This window comes from Xenorhabdus mauleonii (genome assembly GCF_900113945.1).
Taxonomy (GTDB): domain Bacteria; phylum Pseudomonadota; class Gammaproteobacteria; order Enterobacterales; family Enterobacteriaceae; genus Xenorhabdus; species Xenorhabdus mauleonii.
In genome coordinates, this window is record NZ_FORG01000001.1 from 392,693 (window position 1) to 406,677 (window position 13,985).

1 protein-coding gene is annotated in these 13,985 nt (G+C 47.9%); it reads right to left on the bottom strand.

Going from position 1 to position 13,985, the window contains the following annotated elements:
* Nucleotides 1-57: 57 nt before the first annotated feature.
* Nucleotides 58-13,569, bottom strand: a complete 13,512-nt coding sequence (gene rtxA, locus BM100_RS01620) for an MARTX multifunctional-autoprocessing repeats-in-toxin holotoxin RtxA (protein ID WP_092507293.1) — start codon at nt 13,567-13,569, stop codon at nt 58-60.
* Nucleotides 13,570-13,985: the final 416 nt, after the last annotated feature.

Consider the following 13,985-nt stretch of genomic DNA (forward strand, 5'->3'; position numbering starts at 1 on the left):
ATGGCTCACCAAGGTGAGCCATTTTCAATTATTAAATTTCGACAATAAATCGGATGATTAAATCAGTTTGGATTTCTCCGTTGGGGCAATTGTCGTATCTGCCCAAGCCATCATGATGGAGGATTGCGTTTTACTATCCAGTGAATCAATAAAACCACTGCCACTCATCGCGGGCGCAAAACCACTCATGGCCTGTACCAGAGAGTCCACCGCATTGGCTGACAACGCGGTAACGTCACGCTCCCCTTGTCCATTCTGTTCTCCCATTTGAGTCACAATAACCGCACGGTTGCCATTGAAGTAGTCATTGAAAGTCACGCTTCCTATCGCTTCAAACTGCCCTTGCTCGGCATTCGTATTCACATTGCGGGCCGTCAATAACACCAGATCGTAGCCACTGCGCTGGAACCACAAATCTTGCCAGTTAAGATTATTGAAAATAATTCTGTCACCTTGCTTGATGTCTTCCACCACGTTATCAATGACATCTCCACTGACCACATAACTATTGACGCCAGCGCCACCGCTAAAGCGGTTTTGGTAGCCTCCCAGCACCAACAGGTCATCACCGTCACCACCGTTTAACTGGCTGAATTTTGAAACCACATCCGCAATCAGGTGGTCATTTCCCGTACCACCATGAATGAGTGCATGGTAGCCCATCAGTTTGATAGCGTTATTGCCCCTATTGCCATCTATCCGGTTATCATTGCCGAATACAGTGGCGAAGTCGTTGCCTGCCCCCAAATCAACCTGATTATTATTGCCGATGGCGACAACGTAATCCTGATCATTGCCGGCATCAATGCGGTTGAAGTTACCGGATGCCACGATGTAATCGCGTCCCTTACCGCCATCAATCACGCCACCTTCACCAAAAGCAAACACCTGGTCATCGCCGTCTCCCATGTAGGCATAGTTAATGCGTCCGGCGACCACGGCAACATCATTGCCCTTTCCGCCAAACATCATATTCTCACGCCCCAGCATAACCCCCATATCATTGCCGTCACCGCCGGTGAAAATATTTGATATTCCCATCGAGTAAAAGACATCATCACCACGGCCACCCCAGAAGTTGTTGTTGTCTCCCAGATAAGCACCCAAATCTTTCCCGTCACCGCCCCAGTTGAAGTTGTAGTTACCGAGGGAAACATGTATATCGCCATCACCTTGCAGATGCCCGCTGTTGCGCAGGAAATCGAACGTTTTATCCTGCATGTGCAGCAAATCATCGGTCAGATTCTGTTTCAGATTAGCGGCCAGTTGCTGCATTTCTGCCTGTTTATTCTGGCTGAACAAGGTGGCAAACAGGTTTGGCAGATTCAGCGAATTCAACCCGAATGTACGTTCTGGATCCGCTGGTTCTGCGGTCGGCTGTATTTCTCCTGCGGCTAATGGCAATTCGCTGCTTTCCGCCGCCTTGCTATCTTCCATCGGTGCTTTTTCTTGCAGGCCGTGGCTTGCAAGGAAAGAATTCAGGCCATCAGAGCCGGCGGCGATATTGGCTTTAAGGCCATCGCGCAACACCTGCGGATCAACAAATGACTGCAACTGGTTGCCGCTGAATTCGCCGATGATTTGTAGCATCTCTTTCAAGATGGCAACACCATCCACAGGCTGGCTGGAGCGCGAAATGATTTGCCCCTGCGGGGTGTAATCCACACCAAAGATCTCAGCCAGTGTTGTATCCGCACTCACGTTTGCCAGACGGCCCAACAGTTTGTTTTTAAGCTGGCGAGGCAAATCTGCCGGGCTGAAAGTCAACGTGGTCTTCGCTAACCCTGTAGAAGTATATTGCTGGGTCATTAAGCCAAACAATGAACCGAGGTTAATGTCCAGAATCGACTGGATATTGTCACCGAACATAAAGTTCCAGTTGCCGGTTGTGACCTGAATATCAGCACCCTGACCGCCAATGGCAAAATTAAAGGCCAGCTTTTCATTTGCCTGACGGAATCTGTCTGCCCGGCTAAGATCCCCGAAACTTGACGAATTACCACTCAGCCACTGGTTATATTTCTTATTCAGGGCGCCTTCCAAATCACTCTTCAAACCACGGCCGCTGCGGGCATATTGTGAGTCCAGATCCGTCAGTGAGTGATAATCCACGCTGCTGGTTTGATCCAACCCTGACATATCGCTGAGATATTTTTTCACACTGCCGATTGTCCATTGCGTCTCCTGTGAGGAGAGCCAATTTGGTGCAGAGAACTCTCCGGCAATTTGCTGCAATACGCCAGACACACGCGATACGCCATCAAATGGATTGAGCAGCGGGGGCGTTGGAATAGATTTATCCATCATCACAATCAGATCATTGCTGCGCCCTTGGTTGAAGCTGACATTCCGGTTGCCAATAAATAACTGCGCCCCTTCCAATGCCTGATAACCCGCGATGTTGATACTGTGTTTGCTGTCCCCTTCTCCCAAGTGAACCATGACGTTGTTGTCACCAAAAGCCAGTGACTTAAAGCCCCCGCTTCCCACTTTGATGCCTGCGTTCGTGGTTCCCCAGTTAATCGCCGTAAATTCACCATCGCCGGCCTGTATCTGAACATTGCCGGAATAACTTAACCGATTGTTGGTTGTGTTCTTCCCCGCACCATTATGCGGATAATTACGTGATTCGGGGGCGTGGAATGTTTCGGTGTTATTTGCAATTGCCCCTGTCGCAAATGTATTTTTTTCAATGTTACCTATTCCATGATTTCCCACACGGGACAGGACAATATCATTTTCCGAAATACCGTGGCGCACACGTTCTGAACGGCTTTCCAATTTACCTTGCTGATTCCAGTACAAGACCGTTTTGTTGTCCTGCAACTTGTGCACCCACTGTTCCTGCGCTCCCCGTGTATATTTTCGACCACGATTGTCTACCGCAACATCACTGCTGCGTGCGGAAACGGAGGTACGTATGCCATATCCATCAAGTGCAGAAATCAAATGGCGGGCAAAACCATCACGTTTGTCGTTACTGATCAAGGAGCAACCCACCAGACTGATATGCTCAGGCTGGCCGGGATACGGGAAGCTATTGCTGAGTTGTTTCAATCTCATGGCGAGTTCGGCGGCGCTGTAACCACTCATGCGCGTATGGCTGTAAGCATGGCTATGTTCAACCGCGTCACGGCCGTGTCCCACAACCTGCCAGCGGATCTTGCCTGCCAATTTGGTGGGTTTCCCGTACACCACCCGATACTGACCATTGGCATCAAGCTGGACAATGACACTGGAATCCGGATGCTTGCCCGCCAGATTGGCTGCGGCACGGGCAACGACAGGATCGTTTTCCGTTTGGATAATGATCTGACCATCAAAGCGGCTATTCCCTCTGGCAGACTCCCCGTCGGCATGGTCTTCTCCGGTAGCGCGTTCCGTTACAGTAACGCGCTCCCATTCACTGACATTTTGGTTATCCAGCGGACGTTCAGCGCCCAATGCATTTTTCATTGGCGTGCCATCAAAAATATCCATGTCAAGAATGTCTTTCATGGTCGTTCTATCACCCAACACAGGGCGATATGACGCCATTGCCTGACCATCCAATACAATAACGCGATCGAAAACTCGTTCCCGATCACCATTTTTGGTCATTTTGTATTTGGTTGCCATATTCAAATCTGAGCGACCAAAGAAACGGGTCAGGTAGTTGCCAAATTTTTCCGCAGAAGAAAACTCGACGATACCCACGTTAGGATCGTAGAAACCATACATCCGGTTTTCCCCACTGCCTTTTGACCAAGCCGCCATTGCATGCCCCAATGTGTTCAGCTCCAGCAGGATTGGGGCTCCTTCCACGTTGGTTGCCGTGATTTTTTCAATCACACCTTTCACGGTCAGGGCTTGTTCTCCTGCCAGTTTTTCCTGCCATACCTTGGTGGAACTGTCGAACATCGGATTTCGGGCATAGAGTGCGGACAGCGTTCCCAGCAGCTTGCTGGCATTCGTCTGTTCAATTTCAGAATACAGTTCTGGATGGCTCAATACCGAAGCTGCGGAGTAAAGTTTATTCAGCAATGCGCTGGCAACACCCTCCCGCCCCTCATTTTCCAACTGTTTTGCAACCAAGACCAATTTGGATAATGGAACACAACGCCCGCCAAAACCGTCATTGGAAAGGTTCAGCAGCAGCAATTGCGGCGCAAGATGTTCACTCGCTTTAGGGTCGGCCATGCCCATTGAAGTGACATCCCGGAACAGGCGATTGTATTTTTCAGTCTTCGGTTGAAGCGTAATTTTTAATGCCCGGTTTTCAATTTCCCATGCCAGTGCGCCTTTTTGCTCGGCAGTCCAGCTCTTTTTCACCAACATATCCACCAACTGCTTGATGTTCATGTCTGAGTGGAAACCATCAATAATGCGCTCGGCATGACCATATTTATAGCCTGCCAAAAATGCTTTTGTTGCACGGATATCCTGTTGCCTGCCCGAATCATCCACCGTTGGCTGTAAGGCTACCGCATAACGTCTCAAATCACTCTTGATGCCCTTGAGCACAACGCTATGGCGTGTCCGGAAATTGCCTTCAAACAAATTGGAAACGATCTTTTTGGCGTACTGTTCCATCAACGGATGGCTGGCATCATGACCGTGATAAGTCTGTTCGCCTGAAATGTCATAACCCGCATCAATCAGCTTGGTACGTAATTTTTCACCTTCCGCGCCCAACCCTTCATTGTCTGTCAGCAACATGATGGACGTTTGTATCGAAAGCCCCTGTAAATTTTTCTCAGTGGAGAATTTGCCATTCACGGCTTTTGCCAAAGCGCCGGTAAGACCGGTTGGATTAGGAATACCGTGGGCGGTAATCGCTTTGGCCATACTTGGCATTGGCCTGTCGAGCAGTAAGCCCGCCACCGCCTGCCGCCTGCGTTCAGCATAACGGGCAAGATCTGCGGCAACCGGCGCTCCCATCGAATAACCGTGAATCACGATATTATCAGGGCTGATGCCACGATCATTGACCAGATAACGGAACATGGTACGCGCGTCCTGATACAAGCCAAGTTCGCTTGGGCGTCCGTCACTGTTGCCGTAACCACGCATATTTACCGCCAGTACATCAATGCCTTGGAATTGATAGTGGTCTTTGATTTTAAAGGCCTGTTCTTCAGCGGAAGAGCCTGAGCCATGAATGAACAGGACAACTTTATTTGCAGACCCATTCGCAGAAGGGTTGCGTAATTTGTTGCTGCCAAGGTGGTAATATCCCTCCAGACGACCGATTTCGCCCTGTAAGGTGACTTTTTCTGCTGCATGGCGATCCATCGCCCGGCCAAGTTGTATCTGAACAAATTTGCTGACCCTGCGGCGATCTTCTTTAACACCGTAAAGCTCGTTATTCATAAAGCGGGTCAGCGGATCAAAGGAAGCGGATTCACGCGGTGGCGCATCGTCACTTGGAATGGCGACTTTTTCCAACATTTCTTCATGTTTTTTATAAGCGTGCTCCAAAATAGCGTCAGATTCTTCCCCATTGAGGCGTTGCCATTTTTCATTGATTCTATTGAGCTGCGCCGCTTTCTGGAGCGCCTCCCCAAAATTAAATAACTCATTCGGCGTCCAGACGCCGAAGAAAGGCCGCCATTTGCTGCCAAGCACTTTATCGGCCCCGCCGGCTTGCAGGACACGGGCAACGACACTGGAGCAGTTTTTGGTTAAAAGCTGATAGCGGGCATCCGGATCATTGCTGATTTTATGCCACTCCGCCTGCATGGCCCCGACATCCAGACCTTCCAGATTGATGCGGTATACTCGGCCCGGTTCGATTTTACTGTTTTTAAAATCGTTGATATCTGACAACTCGCGCTCTGCAAATTGTCGCGTGACATTTTCAAGCAGTTTTTCAACTCGCTTAGGCGTCTGCATCTGGGCGGCCATGCGTAAAACTTCGGCGAAACGCTGCCCGACTTCATCCATATCCATGCCGGGATCAGCCCATTGCGCCAAGAATGGACGATAGATATATTCTGGTATTCCCGCAGTTTCCAATAATGTTGGATCGGAAAGTGCTGAGATGGCAAAACTTTCACTGACATCCTTGAAGGTTGCATCCACTCCCTTTGCTCTTTTCAGCTTTTCGAGGAATTCTTTTAACTTATAGGTGCCATCAGACAAACCGAAATCATCGTCCTCTTCCGCAGCTACATCGAATCGCAATGCCGGATTTTGATGGGCAGGCTGACTGAAATCACGCCAGCGCAACCGCAAATCCGGAAACTCTTCAGTGGAGATATTAAAAAATTCCCGCATCTCGATGGACTTACCACCCGCAGGCCACCAGCTTACATAGTTCATGTCATTGAAATCGGCTATATCAGCCGCACCAAGCAGGACACGCCCTTGTCCAATTTGCAGAGCTGAATGCCCAATTGTACTGGTTTCACTGGGTTTCCAGATGTAAAGCGTAGCGCTGACAGGAGAGAGATGCTGCTCAATCGCCTTGTGGACTTTTTTCAGACCTGCAACATCAATGCCTTTGCCATCTGTTGCCAAATCATAAGGCGTCAATTGTGAAAAGACGGCGTTTGTCACTTCTTGCCCATATTCACGCCTGATCGCAGCCATAACCTGCTCAAGCCCAACTCCGGCAGTATCTTTGGCGATTTGCACACTGAACTTGCCACGGGTGACAAAATCTCCATCGGCATCAATATACAAGTGCTTGGAATCTTTGAGGTTGGCATTATCCAATTTGCTGTACAGCTCGCTGAAATTCCCCTTACTTGAACTTCTTAATGTCGGTTCAGCAAGGATCAGTGATTCTTCAAGACGTGTGTTGATTTGGGACAGCAGCAACTTCAATGCCGCTGCTCGCCCTGATTCAGGGTGCCCCAATACATAACCTTCTACCTGTTGATGCAAGTAAGTGAGTTTTTCTATTGCATCCAGTGAATAATCCCTATCTTCCAGCAGAGATTGTTCATAGGCACGCATTCCCCGAATAATATTCTGATAGCTTTCTCCCGAAGGCTTGCCCCGAACATAGGCACGATGTTGCAACTCACTGAGCGACATGAGGTCAGTGTTTGGCCGGTAGCGCCAACTACCCTCCGTTTTTTCAGCCAGAATGCGGGTGTGGCCTTTATCATGGGAAACAATTTGATTGTCCACCAAGTGGAGTTCTTGGGGGAATTCGTCATAACTTGCGTAATTCGCCAAAATAAAATGCTCTATCGCCTTAATTTGCGCCGGATCTTGCTGATCTGCCATTTTTATAGTTTTAAAACGATAATTACGGTTTTCCGGCCACTGATGGACTTCAAAACCCTTGTTGCCTTTTTGTATCAAAACATTGCGTTCTGAACGCAAGCGGTAAAATGGAATGGCTTTATTCAACATGCCGTCAACGGCACTCAATTTGATATTCAGATCAATCATTGTGCCGGGCTGATAGCCCTGAGGATCTAACGCAAGATATTTTTTCTGCTCCGCCAGACTCAGAGCATCAAAACGAATTTTGACTTTGACATCGGTATCTGTCAGACGGCGACCAATCAACTCCAGTGGGATATTCTGATACTCGTGGGCAGGTTTATCCAGAAAGCGAATTTCATTGATCATCCCTTCGCGCTGCAATTGGCGCAACACCGGCAATTCCACGTTCCAAAAGAAATTCCCCAGACGCAAACCATTTTCTGCAATCACATAAACATCACCACGCGCATTGGTAGCAAACACCGAACTCCAGAAGCCAATATTACTTCGAGCCGCAGCATTAATTGCGGAGTGCAGTGTTTTTTGCTGTGGATCATCGGGGTCAAACGAGATATTTCCCCAATTCATCAACTGCTTATTGAGTTCAAGCGCAAATGCATTGCCTTTCAAGTCGATGTCATAAACAACTTCTTTGTCGTCAGGTTGTGCTGCATTCAAAACATGCCGATACTGCGTGAAATTTTTGCCTGACCAAAATGTGATAACGCTTTTATCACCTTCAGCGGGCGCAAAACTATAACCGAGGCTTTCCAGTCTGGCCAGGAATCGGACGCGTTTATCCCAATCATAATCGAGGGTGGAATCAACAAACAATTTTGCCAACGATGCAATCCGAGCTTTCGGCTCCTTATCCAGCATATTGCTGAGCTGGCTTTCAATGAACTCGATCATCCGGTGGCGAATATTGTCATGAATTTCCACCTCAATGCGTTGAAAACCCGGTATAGGTGTTTCATTGTCTTGCGACAGATCTGTCAATCGATAATTGTCACTGTTCAGCCAACGGTAAATATCCGCGACTTTTTGCACCCTTGTGTTGATGAAAGAGAAACTGGATGAACCGCTGCTATTGGTACTCCGCTGTGATGCCCGGTTTTTTGGCGCATCAGCATTGCCCAGCGCTTCCAATCCACTCAAATCTGCACGCAAAAGATCCAGACCAGAAAAATCCAAACCAGAAATAGCAGAAGATGCGCTCCATTGCGGCGCGACAACGTGTGTTTCTGGTCGATGAGTTTCAGGTAATTGAATTTCAGAAAGCGGCGGATTCTTCGTCAATAACGAAGTTATATTCTTGCCACGCACGCCGGCATTAATTTGCAAACGCTGAATTGCCTGTTTCGCATCAACAAGTTCAGAAAAATCTTCATTCAATTCAGGGTGTTCCTGACTAAAACGGCCATCACTTTGCCCGGAATACGCCGTATCGATGTGGCTGCCAATGTCGCCTGCCCCGGAAGACTCATACGCTTTGCCAGATAATCCGCTACCTGAATTTTCATTTTGATGTGATGTATGATGGCTCTCTCTGGCAACCTGAGAGGCTTCCACTTCTGCTTGGTTAAGGGTGTTATATCCGTCACGCTCCGCTTGCTGCGCCCGTTTCTGTTGCGCCCGCGCTTCTTGTTCACGGAATTCTGCTTTTGATCGGGCATCATCAACATCCTGCTGTGCATTCAGGCGATTTTGTTCTCCCTTTGCCGCTCCGGATTCTGATTGCGCAACGGCTATGGCAATCTTTTTCTGTTGTTGACGCAAATCGGATACCGCATTCTCCAATTGTTGCCCTGCCGTCACTTTGGTTTGTTCTAATTGGCTCTGAAGCTCATCCAACAAATCGCCGGCAAACGCATTGCGCCATTGTTCACCCGATTTCCCCTGATAATTTGCATTGGCCTCATTATTCAACCCTGCCAGCAAATCTGCTCTCGCAACCAAATCTGCAGTAACAGTGTATTCTTCATCCTTAATGGCATCCCGTTGAGATAATCCGTTACTATTCAGCGCATTAATATCTGTCGATTCCAGTTGAAGCTGTGTCTTGGCAATGGCCGCCAGTTGTTTTTCTCTCTCCTGCATCAAGCGTTGCTGATCAGCTTCTGCACCCGCCTTGTCATTCAAGACGTCGGCAGAAATAGGATCTTTCACCGTATATTTTGCCCGGGCCGGATCGGTACGCTCTGAATAAGCCATAACATTATCCAGCAGATAACCTTTACCATCACTGATGCCGGTTCCTTTGAATTCCAAGCGGTTACGACCTGTCTGGGCAAACAATTCCAATTGTTTATGCTGCCACTGAATTTTATCCGCAGAAGTGGCAAAAACCCGCTCTCCGTTCCAGAACACTTCCATGCCGTTATCATCATTACTTCCAGCACGTCTTGCAAAATCAAAGTCAAGGATGATCAGCTCACCTTCGGTAAGATCATGAATATCCTGAGAGATCGTTGTATTGGCATTAGCATCAAGTTCACTGACATGAGCACCATGATCATCATTGTCAAGACCATAGGACGCTGCCGGATGTTGTGTTTCTGTACCTTGGGTCGCTTGCCAGCCAAGACTTCCCTGTTCAAAATCACCATTGAGGATTAAGTTAGGTTGCTGTTTGTTAGGCTGTCGTTTTTGAGGGATAGCGTCATCATCCATGATTTGCTGGATTTTATGGGTATCCGGGCTGCTGATTTGTGTTACCGCTCCCTTTAAATCCGATTTCAAATCTGACGTAACCTCATCAATTTCTGTCATCTTGAAACCGTCCAGATGGGTGACGTCCGGCAGATTAATCGCCCCCCGCCCCCGATAGCTTCCCGATGTACTGGCTTCATCCCCCTGAATCAAATAGTTGATTCCCTGACTGCCCGCAACACCCAACACAGTTTGTTTTATATTACTGAACAAGGCTTCCAGTTTATTGCTCTGGCTGTTGCTTGACGCAACCGCAACGCTGTAAAAATCGCCGTTCCCCACCTGAACAGCCAGATTATGACGCGCATAGGAAGCATGAATGTTAGTTCCGTCACCAACATGAATATTGGCATTCCCCGAGCCTTTCATGACCGAGACATTCAATCCATTCCCTACTTTGGTGTTGATATTGAATTTACCCCAAGCGGCATTGACAGAAATGCCATCACCCCATTTGGTGTTCACGTTCAAATCACCGTGCGCGGCGGTCACACTCAAACCATCACCGACAGTTGTCGTGATATTGCTCTTGCCTTTGCCTACAGTAACCTGAGTACCGTGGCCGACTTTAGTCACGATATTGCCCTGACTCCACAGGGCATTGAAACTGTCCCCTTCCCCAATTTGAGTCACTATATTGGCATTGCCCTTAGCCAGCGTCACATTACGGCCATCACCCACCTTGGTAATAACGTTAGCGTTGCCCCATGCGCCGGTATAATCATTCCCCTTGCCCACATGAGTCACAACGTTAGCTTGTCCATTGGCGACCGTGGCTGTTTGTCCATCCCCAACTTTCGTGACAATATTCGCTGTCCCTCGGGCAAAACTATAATGCTCCCCTTTACCCAGATGGGTCATTACGTTTGCATCACCCCATGCCGCATGAGTTGCCAATCCATCACCCATTTTGGTCATGATGTTGGCTTTTCCTTTGGCAAATCCCGCCATATTGCCATTGCCGATGTGGGTCATGACATTGCCGATTTGGGATACCAGCAATCCAACTGTGGTGCCATTCCCCACTTTGGTCAGGATGTTGCCTTTACCGTGCAATAGCCCGGCCGTCGTTCCATCGCCGACATGAGTGGCAATATTGGCTTCAGCCGAGGCAACAACGCCCATGAAACCCTGTCCAACCTTTGTCACGACATTGGCTTTCCCCAACGCCAGCACCCCCGTTAAACCATTACCGGCATGAGTCATGATATTGGCCTGACCAAACATGGCTGCAAGGGTGGTTTCATTCCCTACTTTGGTCATGATATTGGCATTGCCGGCCAGCAAGCCGATATGGGTGCCATTCCCGACATGGGTGTAAATATTGGCCTTGCCAATCATCAGGCCGACTGTCAGGCCATCCCCCACTTTGGTCATGACATTGGCGCCCCCCAGCATGGCGGCAAACGTCGAGCCATGCCCGATATGGGTCATGACATTGGCTTCACCGATCATGGCCGCCAGCATTTCGCCGTCACCCACTTTTGTTGCGATATTGCCTTTAGCCAGCATCAGGGCAACAGTCAGCCCTTCCCCGACATGCGTGAATACATTTCCCAACGCCGCCATCAATGCCAGTGCCTTGCCATCCCCCACTTTGGTAAAGACGTTGGCTCCCCCGGCCATGAAGGCGTAATCATCCCCTTGCCCCACATGAGTAAAGAGATTGCCCAATCCCAACATCGCCGCAATGGTTTCCCCATCACCCACTTTGGTGAAGATATTGCCGGCCGCGCCCATGACGCCCAAGGTTTGGCCATTGCCGATATGGCTCAAAATATTGCCGATACCAAACATGATGCCGGTTGTATCACCATGACCAACTTTGGTCATAACGTTTGCACCGCCCAACATCATGCCCGTGGTATCACCATCACCGATATGGGTCAGGACATTGGTTCCGCCTCCCATCACAGCGGAAACGTTCCCTGAACCTTTTCTGGTCAGAATATTGGCTCCCCCCAATGCCATGACTTTGGTCAGGCCATCATTGGTATTCCGGGAGATTTGAGATGAATGCACGTTCGGTCGAACACTGCTGATATGAGTAATGACGTTAGCAATTCCTGCACCATTGAAAATCAGGTTGCCTTTCTTGCCTTTTTTGAAAATGACATTGGCAGCACCCGCTCCGTCAAATTCGGTATTGCCGGTCTCTGAGTGATGCAAAATGACGTTGGCAATGCCAGCACCTTTGAAAACAACATTGCCATGATGCACATTGGATTTGATAACATTGCCACCACCCGCGCCTTCATAGTGCACATCTCCGGAACTCTGGCTATTGCTGTCGGGTGCGGATTTAAATAATTCTTGCTCGGTAAATTCGTGCATTCCAGTCACGTGGCCGGTAAAAACACGTACCGTATTGACGCTGTAGTTCACATCACTCAATGTGTAACTACCTTTCCCCAGCGCCTTATAACCATAATTCGGGCCGACAAATTGATTTGCCACTTCTGCGGTATGATCCCCCTCTTTGTACCAAGGTTGGGCAATATATTTCAGTGCCCCCGTTTCAGGATCATTTTTTAGCTGTACCATGACCACCTTGGTGTAGCCATCCAATACTTTGGCGTACAGATAGGTGTTCTCCATGCGCAGGGATTTCACTGGTTTGACATCAACCGTTGAACCATCCCGCGCAACGGCATATCCACCCATTTTGGCGTCTGACAAAATGATGCTTTCCGCCGCAATCTGCACTCCACCTGCATAAGTGACCCACTGATCTTCCGGCAGTTCTTTTTCTATTGCATGGATTGTGACAACCTGATGTTGTTCAACAGCCAAATCGGACAACGTATAAGCGCCATCAACATCAACGACCTGAAAGCCACCGTAATCAGAAACATCCAGCTCTGCCAGTTTATCAAGTTGATTTCCCTGCTTATACCAGGACGTAGTGTAATATTTCAGCCTGCCTGTTTTTGGATCATTGTAAAGACGGACTTTGTTGACCTTAGTGTATTTTTCATCCGCAAAAGCAAATAAATAGGTATTTGCTTCGCGAGTAGATTTAACACCAACCACTTTTTGAGAATGCTGGATCCAGCTCCCGCCCATTGTGGCCTTAGTCAGTATAATTTCTTCCGCATTTGCATAAGCAATGCCTTCACCAGAAAAATCATCGCTGACACCTTTGCGGGTTATTTGGTTATAACCCCCTGCCCCGGCAAAATAGATATTGCCGTGGGCAACATCGGAATAGAGATTGTTATATCCACCCGCTCCCTTGAATGTAATATCACCAAGGTTTCCACGACGGTTCAGGTTGTTATAGGCAGCCGCGCCCGAATAACTTAAGTTGCCGGTATTGCCATCATGCTGAATAACAGCACCACCCGCGGCTCCGGCAAAAGTGATATCGCCATACCCTTCCTTATAGATTTCAGCGTAACCCGCTGCACCTTTTACCGTGAGATCGCCACTGGTATCATTGACTTTCAGGTAAGCCGCCCCACCGACGACCGTATCATTCCCTGTTCCGGTATAAACCGATGCCCCGATGGAACCGAGTGTAATATGATCATTGCCGCCATAAGCGTGGATTTTCCCTCCAAATCCAATGGCAACAATGTTGTTATCTCCATCGTCCGCAGAATAGTTCCCTGTAAAGAAGTACTCAACACTTCTCCAAAATGGTTTGCCCATAAATAAATCTCTAAGAAAATAAAAATAACCAGACAAAAACGCCCAATTACAAAAGCAATTGGGCGCTGTTGTTAATTTCCAAAAAATAAAAATCAGATCCTATTAAAATAGGATTTAATAATCACTATACAGAAATAAAACTAAAAAGTAGGGTATCTTGAATTAATTTAAAAAATCAATAAGCAACATAAATAAAGTCTTTTTTACCGCCATACTTAGTCCCAATAATCACACTAACGTCCTGTAACCTGTGATTTTTTCACCAAGTATTTTCATATCCGACATGATACATTGAATCTATGAAGAAAAACTTTCATTTCAGCTATAATATAAATAAAACTTCATTATATCAATGGGATTTTCTGACACTTATAAAAATGTTCCAATGTATTTAGCACTGCTTAAAATAAAGAAAA